The organism is Bacteroidota bacterium (genome assembly GCA_016718825.1).
In the GTDB taxonomy this organism is placed as follows: Bacteria; Bacteroidota; Bacteroidia; order J057; family JADKCL01; genus JADKCL01.
This window is the reverse complement of sequence record JADKCL010000006.1, coordinates 99314-123227: the sequence shown is the minus strand read 5'-3', so window position 1 is coordinate 123227 and position 23914 is coordinate 99314. Positions and strand designations below refer to the sequence as shown.

Sequence of the window (23914 nt, the reverse complement as noted above, 5' to 3'; positions counted from 1 at the left end):
CACGCAGCAATGGATTTCATTGTACCCTAAGCGGTTTTTAAGCTTCTAGCCTTCTTCCTGACGACAGATGTCCACTCCCACCCTCCTCAGATGCCCCTATTGCCTTCAAAACGTGGAGAAATTTCTCCGTGATACGAAGACCAATGTGCCGCATTGCCCCAATTGCCGCACCGATATTCCCAAGACCTTTTTGGATTCGGCCTTGATGTTGCGCACCATGGTGGGCGTCGTCGGATTTTCAGGCCATGGGAAAACAGTCTATTTGACTTCACTTTTCAGCACACTGAAACGCTTCTCCAACTTCTGGAACGGTTATTATTTCCGAAGCTTGGACGATTTCACGCACCGGATCATTTATGAACAGGTCCCGTTGTTTGAAAAGGGCGCACTTCCAGAAAGTACGCCAGCCAACTTCCCCAGTCCAGCGTTGGTCCATTACCATCAATTGCCGGTCTTTGAGGATGCCTTTGTAGGCTACTACGATACGGCAGGTGAGGTTTTTAACGATGCCACACAGATTGCAAGGGCAGGATTTTTTGTGGCGCATTCCGATACCGTGTTGTTCATCATGAGTATTCCGGATTGCGATGCAAATGAGCTCGATGACCAAATGAGTCGCTTGCTCGACACCTACATCCGTGCAGCCGACGATAAACTCAATACGAATACCCGCACATCGCAACGGGTGGTGGTGATTTTTACCAAAAGCGACCTCCCCTCTGCAAAATTAAGCCCTGCATTGCGCAAATGGCTGTCTGAGGGTGCCACGGACTACTATGCGATGAACCTCAACGACAAGATTCTGGACTTGGGATTGACTTCCATTCGCATTGAAGAATGGTTGCGGCAGGACTTGGGTTGTACGCGTTTTGCCAACATGGCCCGCGATCACTTCCTCGAGGTCAGATATACCGTTGTGAGCGCCATGGGCTTGGCAGATGACGATGAAGACGGCAAATTGAACCCGCTCCGGGTGCTCGATCCATTTCTTTGGGTGCTGGACTTTGCGCGTAGAAAGGAGACTTCGGCCGCGAAGACAGGGCTTTTCCAAAAAATGCTCGCGTGGTTCCAAAGCAAAAGGGAAAAGAACCAAATTCCACAAACATCCTCAGCAGGAAAATAGAACAAAACCCCATGAAAATCCATCGCTACATCTATACGCGTCTCACCAAGGACCTTTCTCCAACCGGTAAAAACGGATTTCAATCTGCTTTTTTGCCGGGGGATTTGTTGGGCAGCAAGGAAGTCCTTGAAATCGAGTCCCATATTCACTTTCCAGAAGCGCTGGAAACCGACAATTCGACGGTATTTTACAAGCAGGTCAAGGGCGAATTGTACTTGGTATTGCTGATTTTGAGGGCATTGCCTGAGGTGCGCGACGAACATGGGCGCGGAGGCGCCTTCCTCTGCGAAGGATTTTTGATTGGCGAAAAAGACTGGCGGCAAATGAATACCGTCGCTGAATTGCGGGAATTGGTGCAGGCCCACCGTTTTCCAAGTCTTGAAGCCTTGTTGTCATCACCTGATGTCGATACCCTGGCTGGCAAAATCAAGGATTTGGACCTGCCCTTCGAGCCCAATCAAGGCCGACGGCTTGACGAAGAAGAGGACGAACCTGCTGCGGAACTGCTCATGGCAGTGTACCATGTAGCACATACCCAAAACCGCGAATTGGCCATCGTGCTCCAAGGCTCCCCTGCCGAGGTCAGCGAAATCTTTGAGATTTGTTCGACGTTCATGCCCGATTCCCTCCGCACATCGGTCGCTTGGGACGACGCCTTTGACGGTGGCAAAATATTCTTTTCTCCCCTGCGCATCTTTGGTTATACCGATCAACCACCGGTAACCGGAAGACCGGCAATGTTTTCCGGGCGAGGGACCAAAGTAAAATGGCCTGACGCTGAAATTGCTGCTTTTGGACAGCCTTCGGATCCCTTTTCCAATTGGCTGTTAGAGGTTTGTGTCAATCCCGTTTCGCGACAGCTCCTGAATGCAATGTATGCCTTGTCGCAAGCGATGGTTTCCAAGTCCCCAACCGGACCCGACATGCAATCGGATCCGTTGTTTGAATTGGTCAATCGCGATGCCATTGGAAACTTGTTTGAGTCGGGATTATTGCCACAACTCGGGGCGAAATGGACCGCGCAACTCAAGGATGCCACCAATTACCACGACCAATTGATTTGTTGGATGCGCGGATATCCCATCCATGAGATCACAGAGGGATTGCAATGGGCGATTTTGTCCAAGGAAATCTCACCGGAGATGATTGCCGATGCCCCCAATGCCAAAATCGTGGGGCAAGGCAGCCCGACCCTGCAATTGCTCGCGGGCATGTGGACGCAAAAATTTCCGAGTGAAGAAATGCTGTCTCAGATTCCCGAGGGACAGCAGTCTGAGGCACTGGGCGTGATTCTGAGGCATGGAGATCACAAGAGTCTGACCTTTTTGCCCGCGTTGGCAGCCATGCGAAAAAGCATCTCAAGTCTTCCGCGCGAACCGAAAATCGTTGAAAACCTCGGATACTATATCCAAACCAAAATTCCAGCCAAGTATTTGGACTTTAAGGTCGGCTTGGTTGCCACGGTGATTGAATTGGCTGATTATGATTGCCTTGCCGACGGAGAAATTGACTGGTTGATGCATCTGAACCGTTGGTTGGCATTGACGGGCGGAAACGAGGAAAGCTGGAAAGCCGCGAAGCGGCTCGGAAAAACCGAGGATTTCACCCAATACCCCAACATTCGCGCGTTTGCACTCGGCACCTCACTTCCGCTTGAGCTGGAAAGAAAGGGGAAAGGACGCTTTGGCTTAATTTCAGCCTTGGTAAAGGTGCATGGGATGAAAATGGACGAGTTGATGGACATGGGATTTTTCAAGGCAGAAATTGAGGAGGCAGGAGGCAAAGCCGGTATTCTGAACCGGATCAAGCGCCTATTTGGGGGTTGAATGCACAACCGCTTCGGCAACTTCGGGCAATTCCTCGGCAAATCTTTTAAGAATATGCCTTGCATTGATGCCCAGCTTCGGCACTCCAATAAATCGAATGCTGATGCGTCCTTTTCCACGCAAATGCTTGTTGTGCAGCATTTCCAGCACCGCGCTCACGGCCCAGTCAAGATCCATCGTCGGGTCATTGTGAATTTCCAATCCTTCGACTTCCGCATAGATCGCACGATTGACATTCCGGTCCCAAAGGCTGATGTACAAAACTCCTTCACGGAGATCCCAATCCTGAGCTGCCCCGATCGTCCCAACGACCTTTTCTATCCCGGATCTCAGGTCAGTGGCATCGTGACAAACGGGACAGGTGACCCATCGCCAGTCATCAAATGCTTTGAGCTCGGCAAAAACATGGCATTTCTCACAAAAAACATGCGGAAAACCTTGACGCAGCCACAACTGCGAATAGACGATCCGGTCAATTTCTGTGCTGATGGCAGCCAACTTTGGAAACCGCTTGAGGTTATCCCAACCAAGCCTGTAACGGGAAGACTTTTTCTCACGCTCAAATTCGACCAAAAGCTGCGCAAGCGGGGCGAGGCTGAGTACCTTTTGCCCTTTCAAGACTTTGAGCAATCCTTTGTAGGCCTGCATTGCCGCGATGGAAACTCTTGTGTTGCGGTCGCCGCAGAGCCTTCCGAGCATCTCTTCGGCGGCACCAGTGCCAATTTCCTTAAGTCCGACGGTAGCAGCGAGCCGCAATACCTCCTGCCGCGAACCGCCGGCACGGAGCAGAATCGGCTCGGCAAACGCAGGCTCCTCGGTTTTAGCCAGTTTTTCGGCTGCATACAGCATGAATTGCTCCCTGAATTGACGGAGGCGCTTGCCAAGATAGGCGGGATAAAGCATCAACGACAATCCAACATAACCAGCCAAACATCCCAAGGCGACGTCTTGAGAGGGGCCATGTGCAAAGGCGAACAAGTAAAATGGATTCAGCAAACCCAAAAACCAAGGCGCGTACATTGGCAATCGGTTGCGCGACAAAGCCATTTGGATACGCCAACGAAACCCACGTTTGCTTTTTTTGGACCACGGACGGCACCATAACGCCGTAAGTCGGTGCTCCACGGCTTCAAAGAGGTACATGACCACCATCACCGAAACCATTCCTAGACAAACTCCAAAATAAAACATGGCGATGAGCGCATTTGTTGGATTTGTCCTTTCTACGGAATTCAGAAACAAAATGGCATTCGAAGGAAGGAAATTTTGAAAACGCAGGCCAATTTGGATCAGGATTTGATCAACCCGGGATCCAAGGTACGGAGCAAATGAATCGTATTGGCTTCCAGGATCGGATTGGCTACAAACCTCACCGTCAGCATATTGGCAGGACCTTGATGTTGGTTGTGAAACTTCTCGATGACGGCGCTGATGGCCCAGTCATAATTGATCGCATTCCCGCCGATGATTTCCAGCACCTCGATTTCGCCGTATCGACCCTTTTGGGTCTTTTCATCCCAGAGACCAACGTGCAAAATGCCATTCACCAGGCTTCCCTCATTTGGCAACGGGTCCCCTCCGATTTGGCCATACACTTTTTCGACCCCCAAGCGGAGGTCATGTACCTCTTTGCATTGCTTGCAGCGCACCCATTCCCACTCTTCGTAGTGTTGACTTTCTGCGCGGGCATAACATGCGGTGCAATACACATCGGGAAAGGCTCGCCGGATGGCCAACTGCGAATAAACGATTTCGTCGATTTGCAAGGAGATTTCGTGCAACTTCTCAAAGGCCCGCTTGACTTTGTCTGAATTGGACGATTTGAGACTTTTTTGCAGGAATCGATGCTCCTCCACATAGGTATCCATCGTACGGACGCTCAAGACAGATTCGCCTCTCAGGACGGGCAAAAGGTCACGCATGGCATCCTTGGCTTGCAAAGCCACCTCATTCTGCTTGTCATCCGCCAATTTTTTCAAGGCTTCAATCCCGGAATTCGTACCGAGTTCGCGCAAGCCGGCAACAGCGGCAAGGCGTACAATCGCATCTGAATGAACAGCCGCAGCAATCAGAATTTTTCCGGCGGCTTCAGGTCTTGCGCTTCGCGCCAATTGCTTTGCTGCAAATCCGGAGACTTTTTTGCGGAAATCGATGAGCTGCAAGTGCATCAAAAAAGGATAACAGCAGACGACCGACAAGGCAAATCCAAGTAAAAGTTCATAGTTCCATGTCCCGGTTGCAATCCCGATTCCTGAAAAATAGGCCAACAGTCCTGCTAGCGTGAACAATACCGGCAACATTGGCAGCGCCAGTGTTTTATGAAACCGCTGATTGATCGCTGATTCAGCACGTTGCAAATAAGCCGATTCCGCATTTTGTCCTTGTGGATGCAATAGCCGCTTGATCCAGGAATTGGGTGTGTTTCCGAGCAATTTGCTTGTCGCCCACATGGAGAAAATTCCTGCTACGACACCTGTGATCATCATTCCAAATACCATTTGTCAACGTCAATCCCTTCAAATCTAAGGATTATCACCGAAAATGCACCAATGGAATTGCCTGCCTGACGGTTCCGTTTTCAAGCAGGATTTGATAGTGGCCGGATGGCAAATCGGTGAGGTCTATCCGCATTTCCGCTGGCTGATTGGCCTTCAATTTCAACCTTTTTGACGGCAAAACCTGCTTTCCCGAGGCAGGATCCATTACCAGAATGTTCACAGTTTCAGTGCGTGCAGCGTTTAGCCGCAAAGTTGCCGATTCACCCGCCGGATTTGGAAACAATGATGTGGTGACATTCTGCAGTGTGGCATCCTCCGAGGCGACCAAGACTGTTGTAGGGTTGCTGAGTGCCGCTCTCCGCCAATGATTTTCGCCCGTCCGGCATTCGTAGCCCGTTGCAAACGATTCTGAATTAGATGCTTGCAAGATAGGGGAATACCAATACTCAGCGGTGACAACATCAGGTCGGATGTCCAGAATTCCATATCCATGGCTCGTGAGTTCGGAATAAACATGGTGAGCATTGGCCAATGCAATCGCACCTTGGACCAATTGTGCAAGGAATCCGGTAACGCCCTGCTCGTCAAAATTCCCTCGGGTAATGCTCGTCGGGAGGAATTCAACGGCCACCGAACCCGCTCCTGTTTGATCGTCATAGCTGCCGTAGTCGATCGGCAAGTCGCAAAGAAACGAAGTGTGGATGTCACCGCTCAAGATCACGTTGTTGTCGATCCCATTCTGGTCCAAGTGGTTGAGCAAGCGTACGCGTTCGCCATTGTAGCCATCCCAAGCGCCGGAATCCGCCACGGGTCCGTCCCCATAATTGATCAGCGAGCCAAGGCCCGCCGTGGAAAATTCGGCCATCATCCGCTCCTGCCCGATCACCCGCCACAGCGCCGTCGAACTGGACAATTCCTGTGACAACCAATTCCATTGGGCATTGCCGAGCATGGAAAATTCGCCATTGGGAAGGGTGTCGATGTCCCGCAGGGTCGTTGCATCCACGAGCAAAATGTCGAGCAGGTCGCCATAGGCCAAGCGACGGTAGATCAGATGCGGCAAAATCGCGTCGGTGAGGCGCATCGGGACATATTCCTGAAACGCCTGAATGGCATCTGCGACATGTTGCGGCGAATCCCCATCGACATCGTGATTGTCCCAAATCACGGCCCAAGGATGATTTTGGCGGGCTGCGCGCAAGTCGGGATCGAGCAAATAATAGCTGTGACGGTCGCGCCATTCGGCAAGCGTCTGCGGATCCACGGGCGCAGGCGAGGGCACGCGCACCTGCTCGTCGGCATCGACAAAATCGTAGATATAGTCACCCAGATGCACGACGAGGTCGATGTCGTTGCGCGTCGCAATGCGCTGATAGGCATTAAAATACCCCGAATAAACACTGCTGCAGGACATGATCGCAAGCCTTGCCTGTGCATCCGCGCCCTGCGAAGCCGTTTTGGTGCGGCCTACGACGCTGAAACGGCTTTGACTGTCTTTCCAACGGTACCAATAAAACCGCTCGGGGTCGGGAAAATCAACATCCGCCTGTGCGGTCCAGTTGCTCGTCACGGAGGCAGTTGCAGTTCCGGTCGCCAATTGCTGCGTCAAATTGGCGTCGGCAAACGTTTCCCAAGTCAAGGTGATGGGTCCACTGTTGATCTCCGGATCGACTTTGGTCCAGAGAATCACCTTTGTTGCGGTCGGATCAAACGATGCCACGCCATGCAAAAACGGCGCGTGTGCACTGTCTGCATAGATATTCGGAGGCAACGTTTGCGATTTCAAGGACAAACCCGACACAGTCAGGCTAAGCAATAAAAACAGTTGGTGGATTCTCATGAGACGCTCGATCTGAATGCAATATAGGAATGGATTCGGAGGAAGTGAATCAGTTTCTCAACGAACCAAATTCAGCCTGAAATCCACATTCGAGGCGATTTCCGGCAAATGCAGGTGTCGATCGAGGATCGGCGGATTTACAACGGACTTTGGCCATCCGCGAGAAACCCGCTATCTTGGAGAACGATGATTTTCGCCAGCAATCTTTTCCTGCTGTACTTTCTCCCGGTGTTTTTGGCGGTGTACTTGGCGACGCCACAGAAGCTCCGCAACTACGTCGCCCTGCTGGGCAGCCTCGTTTTTTACGCCTGGGGAGCTCCAAAATTTGTCTTTGTCCTGATCGGGCTGGCATTCGCAGATTATTGGGTCGCCCTGCAAATCGGCAAGCGGGACAAAAACGCAGGCAAATGGCTGGCTTTCGCTGTGGTCTACAACCTGGGAACCCTGCTTTATTTCAAATACGCCAACTTTTTTGTCGAGAATACCAACGTCTTTTTGAAAGGAATCGGGGTCGAGGCGATCGGTTGGACACAAGTGGCTTTGCCGCTGGGCATCTCCTTTTTCACTTTTCAGCAGCTGAGTTACCTGATCGACGTGCGCCGCGGCGAAAACCACCGCTCAAGAACCCATTCGATTACTTGCTGCTCGTGATGATGTTTCCGCATCTGATTGCCGGTCCGATTCTGAGGTACCGCGACATGGCCGATCAATTGCTCGACCGCAAGGCCAACGAAAACATCAGCTACCGGCTCGAAGGGATGATCAGGTTTGCCGTCGGCCTTGGCCGCAAAGTCCTGATCGCCGATACACTTTCCGGACAGGTCAACAAGATTTTTGCCCTTCCGCATGCCCAATTGGACTTTTTGCTTTGTTGGATCGGCGCCATCGGATTTGCCTTTGTCGTTTACCATGACTTTGCAGGCTACAGCGACATGGCGATTGGCTTGGCGCGGATGATGGGCTTCCGCTTTCCGGAAAACTTCAAAACACCCTTTCGCTCCGCGAGCATCACCGAGTTTTGGCGGCGTTGGCATATCACCCTTGGCGAATGGATGCGCAACTACCTGTACATCCCGCTGGGCGGCAATCGGGAAGCCAAACCTTGGCGGACCTACCTCAATCTCTGGATCGTATTCTTCGCTGTCGGATTTTGGCACGGTGCCGGATGGACATTCATCCTCTTTGGTATCTGGCACGGGACTTGGGTGGTCTTGGAACGTATGTTCCTGCTCCGCAGGCTTGAGAAACTGCCCAAAGCGCTCACGATTCCTTGGACATTCTTCCTGTTTGTGCTGGGTTGTGTCTTCTTCAAGGCTCCGAATGTGGGTACCGCATGGGCATTCTTCAAGGAAATGTTCAAATTCCAGATTGCCAAAACACCTTGGGAGGACTTGAACCTGTACCTTGGCAACAAATTCTGGTTCATGTTGGCAATCGCAGCGGTATTTTCATTCCTCGCGGCCATTCCAGCCATCGGAAAATGGCAAGACAAGGGATTTTCCCTCCCCGAAAAGGGCTGGCAAACGGTGAGTTTGTCTGTCATTGCTTTGATTCTACTGGTTTTGAGCATCAGTGAGATCGCCACCATGGGATTTCGGCCATTTATCTACTACATGTTCTGACCATGAAAGCGAAAACCCTGCATACGATTTGTTTTTCGGTGATCCTGACGGTGCTTTTTTTGCCCTTGGTGCAGGAAAAGACCGAGATTTTCGATGAAAAGCCGCTGGCAGGGTCGAGGAAGTCGTGGATTCGATTCCGCTGAAGGACAGTACGTGGTTGAATGGGAATTTTCAGACGAATTACGTCGTGCGGATGTACAATTGGATGGGTTTGCGTGCAAGTATGGTGCGTCTGCGCAACCAAATCGACTATTCCGTCTTCAACGAGCCCTACCGTTCCGTCATGATCGGCAAGGACAACGAATTGTTCGGCCGCGGCTCCGTGGCGACGATTCAAGGGAAGGATTTCGCCGGATGGGACATGGTCAAGTACCATACGGAACATACCTTGATCCTACAAAATTGGCTTGCACAACGGCAGATTGCCTTACTCACAGTGCTCACGCCCAGCAAATTGCAGCTGATGCCGGAATATTTGCCGGACGAAAACCTGCAATTCCCCGGGAATTCCAATTACCCCGCCTATGCCAAATCGCTACAGGAGGCGAATGCCTACATGATCGACTTTGCCGGGCCATTGAAGGAATGGATGGCGACCAAAAAACCGCACCGCATTTATCCGCGTACGGGCACGCATTGGACGGATTACGGCGCCGCCTTGGCGGCTGATTCGATCATTCATACACTCGAACGCCTCCACGGCAAGTCTTTTGTTCGACCACAAATCAAAGGCTTCAAGACCTCGCTGGAAATGCGGGATACCGATGCCGATGCCGGGGATCTCCTCAACTTGATATGGGACTTGGAACCGGCCCCGATCGACTATCCGGAATTGCAATATGCCACCGAAGGCCGTCTCCGGCCGCGGGTTTTGGTGATTGGCGACAGCTTTTGGTGGAAGGTCTACAACCAAGGCATTCACAAAAATTGCTTCGCATCCGGCTCCCAATACCGCTATTATAACTACGAAGTCTTCAGCGACCAATGGCAAGGCGCCCGTTTCATCGACCAATTTGACCTGCTGCAGACCATCACCAACGTCGACGCAGTCATCCTCACGGTCAACACGGACAACCTGCACCGCTACCCATTTAATTTTGTGGATCAAGCGCTTTCAGTTATAAGTGAAAAGTGATAAGTTATAAGTGAAAAGTCGGCGATTGTTTGACTTTGCGGCCTTTGCGGCTTTTCAACACAAAGAACATTCACTTCTCATCAATCACCCGCAAGTCCGCATCCTTTTTCCGGAGCTTCCAAATAAAGCCATCCACAATGTAATGCGTCACTTGCGGCAACGACAACAAAGGCACGATGATCGCAAGGGTGGCTGATTCGCTGACGAATGGCAAAATATCGGCCCAAGGAAACAGCGCAGCATGGTCACGCCAAACGAGCCCTTCCCACAGCCCCTCCTCCAAATAGGCCAAAACCAACAAAACGCCTAAAAAAGCTGGCAAAAATGCCAATCGGAAACCCCATTTCATCCAGACATTCGGGGCTTTGGCAGCTGCCTCGGGCGGATGCTTCTTGCGACCATAGATCCAAATCATTGCGATATAGGGCAAACCATGGGCGATGACGTTCGTTGCGGTGAAGGCCATGTCGCCATTGCGCAAGACGATTCCGCAATACCAACTCAAGCCCGTGCCCAAAACGATCAGGTTCTTCGGAAGGTTGAATCCCCGTTGAAGGCTCATTTTCAATTCCTTGCCGACATAGGCGAATGCGATCAACCCATACAGCCAGAATCCGACCTCGGCCAGCCATGGGGCATTCAAAGCCAAAAAATCGCCTTCGACAAACCAGCTGAAATTCCGTGGGAGGTGGGTATGCCAATAAAGAATCGGATACAACGTGAGTCCGTAAATTGTCGTTGCATCGATCCACCGCTCCCATTTTGGTCGGTTTTGCTGTCTTGCGTAGACCGACATAAGCCGTATTGCTGCCGCACAAAATGGAAAACAGCGAGGTAAGCCAATACTCTCCAAAAAACCATCGGCCCCATCGAATACAGCAAAATTCCGCCGACCCAAACTGCAATGGGCGTGTAGGTGAGCAAGTTGCGGTGACGGTCAAACTCCGTCGGATCCAAATAGGTGCGCCAAAGCGTGCTGTAAACATGGGCGACATCGACACCGACGATCAATAGCAGCCAAGCCAATGGTGGCATCGCCTCCGAATCTTCGAACCAACCCGGAAACAGCAAAACGACCAACGTCGCCAGAAACGCCGGCGCAACAATGAACAGCAGGTCTACCCAGGATTTGTAGATCCAGGGCTGCCTATGTTGCATTGAATTTGAACTTTGGGTCAAGGTATTTTTATTCTATTTCTTGCCACGAAGACACTAAGGCACGAAGAAAAAGCTGCTTTTGGACTTTGTGTCCTTTAGTTTGCTCCCATAACGTTTCTTCCAAGTGATACCGAAGATTCTTCTGTATCCTTGGTTTTATTCATCGTAGTCCAGGGGGGAGCTGCGGCTTCTTGTGCCAAAGGTATGACCTATACGAAGATTTAGACGCTCCCCCCAAACTGCGGAACGCTCCTGATAGAAACTTGGATCTTGCCGGATCCATTAAAGGACTTGGAGGTCGCCGTCAGTGCTGGACTACACAACAAAATAATTATGCAAGAGCAATTTACGCATTATGTGGGAATTGACGTCTCAAAACTGACGTTGAACATCGCGATCTGCGATTCCTCTCGCCAAATCCTTGAGGAGTATGAGATTGAAAATCTTGTACCGGCAATCAAGTCGATGTTGGTGAAACTGAAGAAAATCAAGGGGTTTGACGTGAAAAACACGATTTTCTGCTTGGAACATACCGGCAATTACTGCACCCCTTTCTTGGAAGCGAGTGATGCCAAAAGTCTCAATACTTGGATGGAAAACCCTACCGCCATAAAGCGGAGTTTGGGGATCGTCCGTGGGAAAAGCGACCAAGCTGACGCACGACAGATTGCGGTTTATGCTTGTCGTTTCATTGACAAGGCCAAGCTTTGGAAAAGGCCACCGCACGAAATCGCCGAGTTGCGGGCATTGTTTTCAGAACGCAACCGACTTGTCAAGGTCATCGGCATTTTGACCGTACCCATCAGGGAGGCGGCCCAGATGGGAAACAAGGTTGCCGCAGGAACAGGCAAATTTTCCGAAAAGGCGGTGAAGGAACTCGTTGCATCCAAGGTGAGTATCGAGGAGAGGATCGCAGAAATTGTAGCAGAGGTGCCTGAAATCCAGCAAAATATGGAGCTCCTGAAGTCCATTAAAGGGATCGGACGCGAGACAGCGGTAATGCTCATCGTTTTCACACAGAACTTCACCCTGTTTGCCAACGCCAAGCAATTTGCATGTTTCTGTGGCGTAGCACCATTTCCACACAGTTCGGGAACAAGTGTCAAGGGGAAGACCAAGATCTCAAGAATGGGCAACCGGATTGCAAAGGCACTCTTGACCACTGCCGCATGGTCAGCATCACGATTTGACCTTGAGTTGAAGACCTATCACCAACGAAGAGTAGCCGAAGGGGTCGAACCCATGGCTTCAATCAACATAATCAGGAATAAGCTGTTAGGCAGGGCATTTTCCGTCATTCGCAGGCAGGAGCGATTCCAGGTTGACTGGAATCCAGAATCAAAAAGAGCCTGATTACACCATAACAAACAAACCTCGGGGGAGGGGTTCAAAGATCCCATTGACCGCTGTGTTGGCACAGATGGATGGCGTAGCCGTGCGCTTTGAGCTGCAAGTCATAAATAAAACGAAAAAAGGTCCACCAAATAATCTTTTGCGTCTAAATTAGGATTTGATCATAGAAATCTTCGTGTCTTTGTGGCCAAATCACAACGCAATAACCGCATTTGCAGCCAAAACCCCTCGGTGAAAGGCCTCTTCAAAAATCGAAATGCCGCTGAGATCGCTGTGGGCGAAGTGGATGTTCCCGATCGGCAATCGTGCAGCTGCGATCGGCTTGCCGGTAAGCATTCCCGGAACGGGCCGCACCATGCCGTGGCCCCAGCGCCAGACATCGAGCTGCTTGACATCCGCGACCAAACCGGGGTGCATAAACTCCAAATCTGCCATCACATACGCCTGCCAATGGGCGTAGTCCTTTTCCAAAGCCTGCTTGCGGGCCGCAACGGGCGCCATTCCGGTCAGTGGTTCGTACCAAGTGAGCATCGCCTCCTCGGGAATATTGCCTTGCAGACCTTGCTGCCCGGCATAAACATATCCGAGCGACGGGCGGCCGTAGGCGACATTGTCCCAATGGATGTCGCTGAGCGCGGAATTTCCTCTGAGTTTCACACGTGCGTTGGCGACCATCCATGGCGCATACGTGAAGGCAGGATTCAGGCCCGAATGCCCGCGCACCACATGCGCTGCCACGTATTGCGGACCCGCGAACACGGCCGCGCGCGCTTGCACGCGTACACATTCGCCCGCGCGGTCGAGGTCGAGCGCCAAGGCTTCGACACCCTCCGGCATATTCTCCAAGGAGAAAACCATTTTCCGCTGCAATACCTGCTTTCCGTTCGAAAGTCCATCCCGCAAGCGTTCGGTCAGCCAACCGTTGCCTTGCGGCCACGTCAAAACCGCCCCGCTTTCTGCATTCGCTCCCCCACCTGTCCGCGCCGCGAAATAGTGCATTCCCGCCCATGCCGAACATTCGTCCACGCCCAAACCGAAGTCGTCGCGGCAACAATAGTCGACGTACCAGCGCAAATGCTCCGAATTCAGTCCCTTTTCCAGCAACCAAGCGGCCATCGTTTGGAGATCCAGTTGCAGGAAATCCGGATCCTGCGAACTCTCATCGGCGGGAATCGCAAAAGCGGGCTTACCATCGTTGCCGATGCGTTGCTTCCAAGCGTCTATTTCGGCAAAAAACCGCTGGATTTGCGCCTTTTCGGCATCGGGAACGCCAAGATTGGGAACGAGTCCCTTTTGCCAAGTGCCATGAATGAGCAGGCGCTCCTGCGGGGAATGGCAAAGGTACAATTCGTTGAAAATGGGACGATTTGCAAGATCAAAGCCTTTGACGACGGCGTTTTCCTGCAAAAACTGCATCAAAGGCAGGTTGTTGCCATCGGGAACGGGCAAATAATGCGCTCCCCAAGGGTGACGCAAGCTGTTTTGCGTTCCGCCACGGGAATTTCCGCCGCATTCGCCCTCCATTTCCAGCAAAACAAAATCGTGGATGCCCCTTTGGCGCAATTGCCAGGCAGCAGCGAGTCCGGCAACGCCGCCTCCGACGATCAGTATGTCCGTTTTAATCGTTTGGACGACCTTGGGACGGGCCATGGCCTCCCGCAAACGGTGTCCATTTTCAACATCCGGCCCCAAAAGGCTGCCGGGGATTGCATTCGCCTCGTTTTTGCAGGACCAAGCGCCTCCGCCCAAAGCCAAAATTCCCAAACCTGCCAATCCGGCGCGGGTCAGGAATTGCCTTCGGGAAAGCGGGTCATTCTTCATATTTCGCCCATTCCGACTCGAAATATTGCACGAGCGCCTGATTGTTGAGCCGGTTGACCTCCACGTTGGTGCGAATCATGTCGGTCGGGAAGTGCAGCATCTGCGCTACGGTTTCGGGATCGACAAAACGCAGACCCTCGGGGTACTTTTCTGGTATGGCCCAAGGACGGTGCATGGCCATGATATAGCCCCATTCGCCGAAAGAAGGCACATAAGCATGGTAAGGCACCGTGTAAAAAACCTGTCTCACGCAAGGTCCGGTCGACGCACCAATAACTCATCGGCGCGACATAGGGCGAAGTGCTTTGTATCGCGGCAATCGCCCCCTCCCCCATCACTTTGTCGAGTTCCTCATACAGGCTCAGCGAATAGAGTTTCCCGACGGAATAATTGACCGGATCGGGAAAATCGACGGTCACGAAGTCGAATTTGGTCTTGCAATCGCGCAGCCAAGTGAAGGCATCGGCATGAATGACCTCGACTTTGGGGTTGGAAAAAGCATGGCCATTCATCTCGGCGAGTTCGGGGCGGCTTTTGAACAGCACGGTCACCTCGGCGTCCAAATCCACCAGCGTGATGTGCTCGACGGATGGATATTTCAAGATTTCGCGGACAGCGAGGCCGTCGCCGCCACCGAGAACGAGCACATTTTTTGGGATTCTTGACGGCGGAAAGTCCGGGATGCACGAGGGCTTCGTGGTAGCGGTACTCGTCGCGGGAATCGAATTGCAGGTTTCCATTGAGGTACAGCCGGAAGTGGTCCCGGCCGCGGCTGAGCACAATCCGCTGATAGGGAGAGGATTTGGCATAAACGACCTTGCCGGGATAGGTTTGGCTCTCTGCGAAGGACAGGATGTTTTCCCCGTAGCCGAATCCGATTCCGAGGGCAAGCAAAACTGTCAATCCTGCGGCGCGGAGCGACCCCGGGGATTTGATTTTTTCGCGGAAAACATGCACCGACCAAAGTGCCACGACGACATTCAGGATGCCGAACAGCATGGCAGTGCGGATCAATCCGAGGTGAGGTACCAACACGATCGGAAACAAAATGGAGGCGAGCAAGGCGCCGATGTAGTCAAAGGTGAAAATGTGGCTGACGAGGTCCTTGAATTCGAATTCATCCTTGAGGATGCGCATCAGCAGCGGAATTTCAAGGCCCACCAAGATACCGGTGATGGCGACTTCTCCGTAAAGCAGCAACTTGAAGGCCGTGACGAATTCGAAGACGACAAAAAGAAAAGCCGCACTAAAGCCACCGACGAGGCCAATCAGGATTTCGACGCGGATGAATGTCGGAATGAGGTTGCGTTGAATGTACTTGGACAGGAAGGAGCCGATGCCCATCGAGAACAGGTAAGCCCCGATCACCGTCGAAAATTGCGTAATGCTGTCCCCCAGCAGGTAGCTCGCCAAGGCGCCTGCGACCAACTCATAGATGAGTCCGCAGGTGGCAATGACAAAGACCGAAAGCAGGAGCAATCTGGACATCCAGGGCTAGGTGAATGGTGTAGTGTTCTGTTTGTCAGCCCATCCCAGAATCAATCTGAAGGGCTGACAAACGGCAATTTTCGCTGGTAAGCAATCAACCATGCGCCGAAGCGACAATGATCGCCAAACCAAGGAATGCACCTGCCGTCACAATCGCTACGGCGATGTTTTTATTGTCCACGATCTCCTTCCAGAGTTTAAACGGGGTGACCCATTCAAAGATGAAAGCAGCAAGGATGAAAATGACGATGCCCACAGCCGAAAATACGGCTGCATTGGCGAGGACTTTGAAATCGATGAAATCCATATTCTTTTGCGATGAGATCTTATTTATGTTGATGCTTCCCGACCGGAATGGGCCTTCAATCCGCTGGAAAAGACATTGAGCAGGCGCATGCCGCGTGATTGCGTATAAGCGAGACTGCCCAGGGAAACCAAGGCGATGACGATATAAACCAATTGAATGCCATTGACGCGATTTTTCATGCTCCTTGTCTTTTATTCGTTGCGTTTCTTCTCAAATCCAGCGCTTTTGATGAACAACACCACCGGGAAAATCGTCAGCAGGATCAAAACGAAGATCCAATTGCTGTAGATCGGCACCCCCCGCCAAACTTTGATGTTGACCATGCCAGTGGTATCGGAAGCGACCGAACTGACCAATTCATACTTGCCTTCCGGTACTTGGTTGAGGACTACGCTTGCGGATTTGGAGCCTTCGGTCCAGTGTCCATCGTCGTTGCCTTCGTAGAACTCGACGGGAATGAGCAATTCGTAGTTTTGGTTGGTGGTGACATTGTGCAAAATGCCGCCAAACTCCAGCCAATGGTTGGAAAAGTCGTTGGATGCCGCCACTTCAATCTCCACATTGTCGATCCCACCGCCGATCAGGAATTCCTTGGAAAGGGTATCCTCGACAATCGGATAAGGATAGTTCAGCTCCAATGCCACCTGTTTCGGAGCACGCGCGGTAAAAACAGCCCCAAAGCTACCGTCAGCACCATGCTGAGGAGCCAAATGGGTGTAAGGCGCTTCAGATTTTGTTGATGACGATTGACCTGATTGGCCCCCACACCTGCGCGATTGGGCATTTGCGCGATGTCCAAACCCACTGCATCCGCGACAATTTTGGGCTCGACATATTGGCCGAGCGACCAGATGACGCCGCCGGATTCCGCCTCCATGGACAGCATGAAGGGTGGTGCAACAAAATCCGAGGTAAAGGCAACATCTCCCAAATGCACCTTCCAATAGAATTCGCCGAGGACAAACATCACCTCTGCTTTTCCCTGCGTCAAGGGCCGAAATGCATTTCCCTGATAATTGAAATGCGTCTTTTTGTACTCCGAAATCGGCAGATCGGTCACCATTTTGATCCATGACCAATGCCCATAGGCGCAAGCGAGGAATCGGAATCCGTAGTAGGGATTAAACAGCAGGTATTCTTCCCAATAGAAGTCAAATTCGCGGACCATGCGCAACATGTATCCGACAACTTGCCAATCTTTGCCTTCAAACTTGACCTTGGTGCCGATGTCGATGAGCGGCTTCCGTGTCATGGCATCCTTGTACTTGCTGATGACCTTGAAGTTGTCATCGGTCAAATCAGCAACCGCTCCACAATGGGTACAGACTGCGGAAAGTGTTTGTCCCGGCGCAAGCAGGTTTACCTGTCCGCCGCAGCTACGACAGTTGAAGGCCTTGACACCTCCCATCGGAGTCTTGGAAGTCGGTTCACCAGCCATCGAGCGTCCTCAAGTATTGAAAGTCAAAAGTATCGAATTCGACATATTCGCCGATAAAAAGGTGGCGGCCGTCTCCTTTGATGGTCATGGAGGCAAAAACGCCGTTTTCTGACCGCAAGTCCACGCTTGTCACTTGTTCCTTGGGTTTAAAAATTTGAGGAAGTTCGCCTTCGCTTGCTGCATAGGTCACTTCCTTGACATCCTCGACAAAAAACAAAGTCTGATCAATCTTGGCCTCGGCAAGCGGTTTGATGGCCCCTTCGAATTGGATGCGCGAGGCATCTGCCGCGTAGGTCATCATGTAATTGCCCTGCGCCTCGGCGAGCCAACCTTCGCGTCCGTCATCGAAATAGGCGTACCATTCGCTCCAAGTACCTTTGTCGTAAAGTACTTTGATCCGACCTACGAGCGTAAAATTCTGTCCTTTGTAGGTCCCGCGGGTGCCCACTTGGAAGGGCGACATGTCATCCAGCAATTCGGCCACCTGCCCGATCGTCTCGAGGTTCATGTCATGCCGCACGACCATCGACCGGCAAAACGCGCAGGTCGTATGTACCGAAACGGATGAATGAAACACAAGTGGAGCGCCGCAATTGGGGCAGTTGTACTGCTGCATTGGACCAAGTTAGCGAAAAGTGAAAAGTGAAAAACTAAAAGTTAAAAGTTGTTGTTTGCAAAAACGAAAATGAACAGTGAATGGCGCCCGGTTGGACACTTTTCACTGTTCACTTCTCACTGTTCACTTACTTCGCGTAGGCGATGGCGCGCTTTTCGCGAATCACAGCCACTTTGATTTGGCCGGGGTATTGCATTTCCTTCATGATCTTCTCGCTGATGTCGAAGGCAAGCAAATCTGCTTGCTCGTCGGTCACCTGCTCGCTTTCGACGATCACGCGCAGCTCGCGGCCGGCCTGGATGGCGTAGCTTTTGGAGACGCCGGGATAAGCCAAGGCAAGGTTTTCGAGGTCTTTGAGACGCTGAATGTAGCCCTCGACGATCTCGCGGCGAGCGCCGGGACGTGAACCGCTGATGGCGTCACAAGCCTGGATGATCGGCGCAATGTTGCAGGTCATCTCGATTTCGTCGTGGTGGGCGCCGATGGCGTTGAGGATATCGTCTTTTTCGCCGTATTTCTTGGCGATTTCCATGCCCAAGATTGCGTGTGGCAGTTCTGGGGCATCTTCCGGCACCTTGCCAATGTCATGCAAAAGTCCAGCGCGCTTGGCGGCTTTGGCATTCAGGCCAAGCTCCGAAGCCATGGTCGCGCAGAGGTTGGCGACCTCGCGGCTGTGCTGCAACAAGTTCTGACCGTAGCTGGAACGGTATTTCATGCGGCCGATCATGCGCACGAGTTCGGGGTGCAGACCGTGGATGCCCAAGTCGATCACGGTGCGTTCGCCGGTTTCGACGATTTCTTCGTTGATCTGCTTGGTGACTTTCTTCACGACTTCCTCGATACGGGCCGGGTGGATACGTCCGTCCTGCACGAGTTTGTGCAAGGAAAGGCGTGCGATTTCGCGGCGCACGGGGTCAAATCCGGAGAGGATGATGGCCTCAGGGGTATCGTCCACGATGACTTCGATGCCGGTTGCAGCTTCGAGTGCACGGATGTTACGGCCTTCGCGACCGATGATGCGGCCTTTGATGTCGTCGTTTTCAAGTTGGAACACGGAAACCGTGTTTTCGATGGCGTGCTCGGAAGCGGTGCGTTGGATCGTCTGGATGATGATCTTCTTGGCTTCCTTGTTGGCGCTGAGCTTGGCTTCCTCGATGATTTCCTTCATCTGTGCGCTTGCCATGGTGCGTGCTTCGTCGCGCACAGCTTCCATGAGCTTGTTGCGGGCGTCTTCGGCGCTCAGGTTGGCAACTTTTTCCAATTCGATCACTTGGGAATGGATCAAACGCTCGAGTTCTTCCTGACGGCCGTTGAGCACCTCGCGTTGGCGGGTGAGTTCGGTAGAAAGGCTGTCGACACGCTGCTGATCCTTTTTGATCTGCTCGGTTTTCTGGTTGAGCTGCGCCTCTTTTTGCTTGACTCTCTGCTCACCTTGATCCAATCGCTCGGACTTTTTCTTTTGCTCGATTTCGGCAGCATTGGTCATTTGATTGACCTTCTCGCGGGCCTGCATCATGCGGTCCTTGCTGAGATTGTCGGCTTTGAGTTCGGCCTCCTTCAAGATGCCTTCGGCACGAAGTTTGGCTTGGTTGATCGTGGATTCTGCCTTGACATTGGCAGACTCGATCTCTTTGGCGGTATTTGCGCTTTTGATCATGTAGCCGACTCCAAAGCCGGCTGCAAGCGCAATTACCCCTATGATCACTGCAACTATTGTACTAACCATGTGTTCATCTTCCTTTATGTGTTAACGCTTTATAGAAAGGAAGAGACAGACAAAATGCAAACTGACGGGTCGAAAAAACCTGGTATCAGGAGGGCTGCACCGTGGTGCTGACTTCCTCCAAATTCAATATCGCGCCATTGAGGGCTTCATCGATCAAGTCGATGCCTTCGTTGGCACTGCGCAGGCTGCCGCGTAGCCTCAAACCTTGGTTGAGGTTGTCGGTAGCGAGTTCAAGACAGCACATGATGACCAAATCCAGATCGTCCTGTACGGAAAAACGATCTTTATATGCTTTGATCCGGTCATTGATCAACTTGGCAGCGTTCCGAACCGCCTCTTCCTCGTCTGCTTTTACCAGCAGCGGGTAGGGACGATTCATTATATTGACTTTGATTGAATACTTTTCCAAAGCTCAGGTTCTTTTCTCTCCTATCCGGCTCATCAATCGCCAATCAGTTTGAGGCATTGATCTATCTCTCGAATATACTCATTAATCTTTTTCTTAAGTTCTTCCGTCGCGGCATCGTCTCTATGCTCCACAGACCGGGCCAATCGCACCAATTCCTGCTGCTCTGCCATGTCTTTCAGCTCATTCTGCTGTTGTGTGATCCTGCCTTCCAGATGCTGGATACGAATGCGAAGGGCTCGATTTTCCTCCACCAGAGCCTGAGACTTCTGATTGAGGTAGTCCGCCTTTTCGCCGATCTCGGCAAGCCTTGTGAGCAAATTCTCCACAAAAACCGCGTTTTTTACTAAAGAGACAAAGCTACGAAATTATCCAAGACCGCAAAAGAGTTTGAACGGGGCGGAAAAGTTTGGGTATGGGCACTCATTTCCGGTGTAGAAGGATGGACCCAACACGTACCCAAAAATGCCTTTTGTCAGCCCAGCGGAAAACTTCACCGAGGGCTGACAAACGGGCCACATCCAGACTTACTTCCTGATTTCCAATGCGAAATCCTTTTCCAGCTTCTCAAAAACCTTGGCCATGATCTTGTCGACCTGCGCGTCTTCGAGGGTTTTGGTGTCGTCGAGAATGGTAAGGTTGAGCAAATAGCTCTTTTTGCCTTGCCCGATGCTGTCGCCTTTGTACACATCACTGATTCCCACCGTTTTGATCAGCTTGGGATTGGTACTGCGAATGGCAGCTGCGATGGTCGCAAACCGCACATTTTCAGGAACAATCGCGCTGATGTCGCGGCTCACCGACGGAAACTTGGACAGCGGTTGATAGGCGACTTTTGCCTTTTTGTATTGGCGCAACAGCTGATCCCAATCGACTTCGGCATAGAATACGTCGCCCTTGATGTCGCGTCCTTTGAGCAAGTTGCCATGGAGCGCACCAAAACGGGCGATGACCTTCTCCCCTTTGACCATTTCGAGTCCGTAGTCAAAGGTTGGATGGCCTTCCAATTCGCGGAGGTCAGCTGCAAAGCCGAATGCCGATGCCAAACGCTCCATTTCACGGGTGATCGTGAAAAATCCTGCCCGCGGTTGCTTGCCCGACCAATGCGTGGGCGTTGCATTTCCCGTCAGGAAATAGGCGATCCATTCTTTCTCATGGTATTTGCCGCCACCATCGGCACCCTGATAACCGTAGGTTTTGCCAAATTCGAACAAGCGCAGGTCGGTATTTTTGCGGTTGTGGTTGTATTCAATCACATCCAAGCCGGTATAGACCATGCTGTCGCGCAGCAAGGCAAGGTCCTCGCTCAGGTTGTTGATCAAATTGGCCGTCGTCTCCAGGCGGTAGCGATTGGAAACCAATGGATTGGTCACCAATTCATTCCATCCGGAAGCTGCGAGGCCGTCGAAGTAACGCTGCCGCAAGGCAACGGGATCAATTTCCATTTTCAGGTTGAGCGCCATGCGGTTTTGCGCGGGGAACGGCACGTTGTTGTAGCCGTAAATGCGCAAAATCTCCTCCATGACGTCCTGCGGACGTGTGACATCGACACGGTAGAGCGGCACGGCCAATTGCAGCACCTCGCTCCCACCCGATTTGGCGACCAAAATGTCGAGCAAGCTCAGGATTTGAATCACTTCGTCGACAGAAAACGTTGTTCCCATCAAACGGTTGGCACGGGCAAGGTCGAATGTAATTTCCCGCGGCTGAAATTCTTGCGTGCCTTCGTCCTTCAAACGCGAAAGTTTGCCGCCAGCCACGTCCTGAATCAGGTAAGCTGCCCGCAAAGCTGCCAATTCGGTGATATTCGGGTCGATGCCCCGCTCGAAACGGAAGCTTGCATCCGTCTTCATGCCCAAGCGCGCACCCGTGCGACGGATGCCGGAGGGCTCGAAATAAGCCGATTCGAGGAAAATATTGGTGGTCGTGGCGCTGACTTCGGAGTTTTCTCCACCCATGATGCCGGCAATGGCCACCGGGCCGCTGCCGTCGCAGATCATCAAGTCCTGTCCGGCCAAAATCTTGCGTTCCTGACCGTCAAGGGTTTTGAAAGTGCTGTCCTCGGCCAAGGTGCGCACTGTGATAGCCTTTCCCGCAATTTTGTCAGCGTCAAAGGCATGCAAGGGTTGACAAAGTTCGTGGAGGACGTAGTTGGTGACGTCCACGACGTTGTTGATAGGACGCAAGCCAACGGCCTTGAGGCGATGTTGGAGCCATTCCGGACTTTCGCCGATGGTCACGCCTTCAATGTAGATGCCGACATACCGCGGACAACGGTCCTGTTCGGGCAAGGAAACGCTGATGGGATTGCTGATCAATTCGCTGGGAAGCGGCGAAATTTGGGGCATGCGGGCTTTTTTCCCGAGCAGCGCGGCAACGTCTCGGGCCACGCCATAATGCGAAGCGGCATCCACGCGGTTGGGTGTAAGCCCAATTTCAAGGGTATGGTCGCTTTCCAATTTGAAGACGCTTGCGGCGGGAAGTCCGACGGGCGTTGCATCGGGCAGAAGAATAATGCCGGCATGGCTATGTCCTAGGCCGATTTCATCTTCCGCGCAGATCATGCCCATGCTGTCGGCGCTGCGAATCTTTGCCTTTTTGATTTCGAAGGGTTCGCCTTCCACGGGGTACAATTTAGCACCGACCAAAGCGACGACCACCTTTTGTCCAGCAGCGACGTTGGGGGCCCCGCAAACGATGGGTAGAAGCTCAGCACCACCGACATCCACGGTTGTTATGTGCAACTTGTCGGCACCCGGATGTTTGATACAGGTGACAACTTCGCCCGTCACAACACCTTCCAATCCGCCGGGATGGAGGTCATAGCGCTCAATGCCCTCCACTTCGAGTCCGGCCATGGTGAGCTTGTTGCCCAATTCTTCGGGGGTCCATTCGAAGTCGATATACTGCCGAAGCCAGTTGTAAGAGATTTTCATTGAATCAAATTTGGCGCAAAACTACGCAATTGAGAATGGAAAATGGAGAATGGAGAATGGAAAATGCGAAACGTTCGCGCAAGCGATGGAGAATGGTGAAACCACGGCCGCTAAAGTTAACCGTTGCGTTTTGCCTCGGAGAGGCGCCGTCTTGGTAGCCCGAGGCAAATACCGCGTGTTTGTCCGTTTTCGGCTTTGCCGAAAACAGACAACGGAACAAAAAACGTTTCGCATGGATGCGCTACCGAGACGTTGGCCCCGCTGCGGCAAAAACCCCAACATACCGAAATTGAATGCAGAATTGAGCGAGTTGGAGGGCGAAAGTGTTTGTAAGGCAGGCAAGAATTCTACAATTTATGTATCCCTCCTAACTCCTGATTCTATGAACAAAAAAAACGCCCACCTTAAGACCGGGTGGGCGCAGAATCAATCAGCAGATATAGGATTGGAACTAGAAATCGTAGCCGGACCATCAACTTGACCCTGGTTTTATCAAGATCAATTTTGGTGTAGGTAATCGGATCGCAAACTGAACATAGACACCTGGTGCGGGTGTGTCAAATACCAAAGTCAATTGCTGATCCGGCTATATCGTTTGACGGCTTTGAGGCAATGCTGATT

21 protein-coding genes and 1 pseudogene are annotated in these 23914 nt (G+C 52.0%); 6 read left to right on the top strand and 16 right to left on the bottom strand.

Features of this window, described 5'->3' with window-relative positions; translation table 11 throughout:
* Positions 1-112 precede the first annotated feature (112 nt).
* Both IPN95_08775 and IPN95_08770 read left to right on the top strand, forming a co-directional pair.
* Positions 113-1123 carry a hypothetical protein gene (locus tag IPN95_08775; protein ID MBK9449494.1) on the top strand — a complete coding sequence of 337 codons (1011 nt, stop codon included), beginning with the start codon at positions 113-115 and terminating at the stop codon, positions 1121-1123.
* 11 nt (positions 1124-1134) lie between these two features.
* Positions 1135-2949: a hypothetical protein gene (locus tag IPN95_08770; GenBank protein ID MBK9449493.1), complete on the top strand. Its 1815-nt coding sequence runs from the start codon at positions 1135-1137 to the stop codon at positions 2947-2949.
* Here IPN95_08770 and IPN95_08765 read toward each other — a convergent pair.
* From IPN95_08765 to IPN95_08755, 3 genes are all read right to left on the bottom strand, one after another.
* A complete protein-coding gene (locus tag IPN95_08765) occupies positions 2935-4140 on the bottom strand; it encodes a hypothetical protein (GenBank protein MBK9449492.1) in 1206 nt (401 codons plus the stop codon). The two genes, IPN95_08770 and IPN95_08765, sit on opposite strands and share 15 nt — an antisense overlap.
* A gap of 98 nt (positions 4141-4238) precedes the next feature.
* Positions 4239-5435, bottom strand: coding sequence for a HEAT repeat domain-containing protein (locus IPN95_08760; GenBank protein ID MBK9449491.1), 1197 nt, complete (start codon positions 5433-5435; stop codon positions 4239-4241).
* Between the two features lie 46 nt (positions 5436-5481).
* Positions 5482-7287, bottom strand: a complete 1806-nt coding sequence (locus IPN95_08755) for an alkaline phosphatase D family protein (protein MBK9449490.1) — start codon at positions 7285-7287, stop codon at positions 5482-5484.
* A 524-nt stretch (positions 7288-7811) separates the two neighbouring features.
* On the opposite strand from IPN95_08755, the gene IPN95_08750 reads away from it, so the two are divergent.
* The 3 genes from IPN95_08750 to IPN95_08740 are packed head-to-tail and all read left to right on the top strand — an operon-like array spanning position 7812 to position 10044.
* Positions 7812-8909, top strand: coding sequence for an MBOAT family protein (locus tag IPN95_08750; GenBank protein ID MBK9449489.1), 1098 nt, complete (start codon positions 7812-7814; stop codon positions 8907-8909).
* 2 nt (positions 8910-8911) lie between these two features.
* On the top strand, positions 8912-9052 hold the full coding sequence (locus IPN95_08745) for a hypothetical protein (GenBank protein ID MBK9449488.1): 141 nt from the start codon (positions 8912-8914) through the stop codon (positions 9050-9052).
* The gene (locus IPN95_08740) at positions 9034-10044 is read left to right on the top strand and encodes a hypothetical protein (protein ID MBK9449487.1); all 1011 of its coding nucleotides are present in this window, start codon (positions 9034-9036) and stop codon (positions 10042-10044) included. The genes IPN95_08745 and IPN95_08740 overlap by 19 nt, the downstream gene beginning before the upstream one ends.
* A 70-nt stretch (positions 10045-10114) precedes the next feature.
* On the opposite strand, the gene IPN95_08735 is transcribed toward IPN95_08740, so the two are convergent.
* Both IPN95_08735 and IPN95_08730 read right to left on the bottom strand, forming a co-directional pair.
* The gene (locus IPN95_08735) at positions 10115-10762 is read right to left on the bottom strand and encodes a hypothetical protein (protein ID MBK9449486.1); all 648 of its coding nucleotides are present in this window, start codon (positions 10760-10762) and stop codon (positions 10115-10117) included.
* Positions 10684-11202, bottom strand: a complete 519-nt coding sequence (locus IPN95_08730) for a hypothetical protein (GenBank protein MBK9449485.1) — start codon at positions 11200-11202, stop codon at positions 10684-10686. Before IPN95_08730 ends, IPN95_08735 begins: the two co-directional genes overlap by 79 nt.
* Positions 11203-11535: 333 nt before the next feature.
* Here IPN95_08730 and IPN95_08725 point away from each other — a divergent pair, with 333 nt between their 5' ends.
* Positions 11536-12555 carry an IS110 family transposase gene (locus IPN95_08725; protein MBK9449484.1) on the top strand — a complete coding sequence of 340 codons (1020 nt, stop codon included), beginning with the start codon at positions 11536-11538 and terminating at the stop codon, positions 12553-12555.
* A gap of 192 nt (positions 12556-12747) precedes the next feature.
* Here IPN95_08725 and IPN95_08720 read toward each other — a convergent pair whose 3' ends face one another.
* The 11 genes and pseudogenes from IPN95_08720 to IPN95_08670 all read right to left on the bottom strand — a co-directional run bounded on the left by IPN95_08720 (position 12748) and on the right by IPN95_08670 (position 23293).
* Positions 12748-14376, bottom strand: coding sequence for an FAD-dependent oxidoreductase (locus IPN95_08720; protein MBK9449483.1), 1629 nt, complete (start codon positions 14374-14376; stop codon positions 12748-12750).
* Positions 14366-15864 (bottom strand): annotated as a pseudogene (locus tag IPN95_08715) (polyamine aminopropyltransferase). Before IPN95_08715 ends, IPN95_08720 begins: the two are co-directional and overlap by 11 nt.
* Before the next feature lie 94 nt (positions 15865-15958).
* Positions 15959-16171, bottom strand: a complete 213-nt coding sequence (locus IPN95_08710) for a DUF350 domain-containing protein (protein ID MBK9449482.1) — start codon at positions 16169-16171, stop codon at positions 15959-15961.
* Between the two features lie 23 nt (positions 16172-16194).
* Complete coding sequence (locus IPN95_08705) at positions 16195-16350, bottom strand: hypothetical protein (protein ID MBK9449481.1); 156 nt, start codon at positions 16348-16350, stop codon at positions 16195-16197.
* Positions 16351-16362: 12 nt separating this feature from the next.
* Positions 16363-16809, bottom strand: coding sequence for a hypothetical protein (locus IPN95_08700; GenBank protein MBK9449480.1), 447 nt, complete (start codon positions 16807-16809; stop codon positions 16363-16365).
* The gene (locus tag IPN95_08695; protein ID MBK9449479.1) at positions 16800-17609 is read right to left on the bottom strand and encodes a DUF4178 domain-containing protein; all 810 of its coding nucleotides are present in this window, start codon (positions 17607-17609) and stop codon (positions 16800-16802) included. The genes IPN95_08700 and IPN95_08695 overlap by 10 nt, the downstream gene beginning before the upstream one ends.
* Positions 17599-18225 (bottom strand): DUF4178 domain-containing protein, encoded by a 627-nt coding sequence (locus IPN95_08690; protein ID MBK9449478.1) that lies wholly within the window; start codon positions 18223-18225, stop codon positions 17599-17601. The genes IPN95_08695 and IPN95_08690 overlap by 11 nt, the downstream gene beginning before the upstream one ends.
* Before the next feature lie 127 nt (positions 18226-18352).
* Positions 18353-19951, bottom strand: a complete 1599-nt coding sequence (gene rny, locus IPN95_08685; protein ID MBK9449477.1) for a ribonuclease Y — start codon at positions 19949-19951, stop codon at positions 18353-18355.
* Positions 19952-20036: 85 nt separating this feature from the next.
* Positions 20037-20330: a cell division protein ZapA gene (locus tag IPN95_08680; protein ID MBK9449476.1), complete on the bottom strand. Its 294-nt coding sequence runs from the start codon at positions 20328-20330 to the stop codon at positions 20037-20039.
* 62 nt (positions 20331-20392) lie between these two features.
* Entirely contained in the window at positions 20393-20686 is a 294-nt protein-coding gene (locus IPN95_08675) for a hypothetical protein (GenBank protein ID MBK9449475.1), read from the bottom strand.
* Positions 20687-20884: 198 nt separating this feature from the next.
* Complete coding sequence (locus IPN95_08670; protein MBK9449474.1) at positions 20885-23293, bottom strand: phenylalanine--tRNA ligase subunit beta; 2409 nt, start codon at positions 23291-23293, stop codon at positions 20885-20887.
* Between the last annotated feature and the right edge of the window lie 621 nt (positions 23294-23914).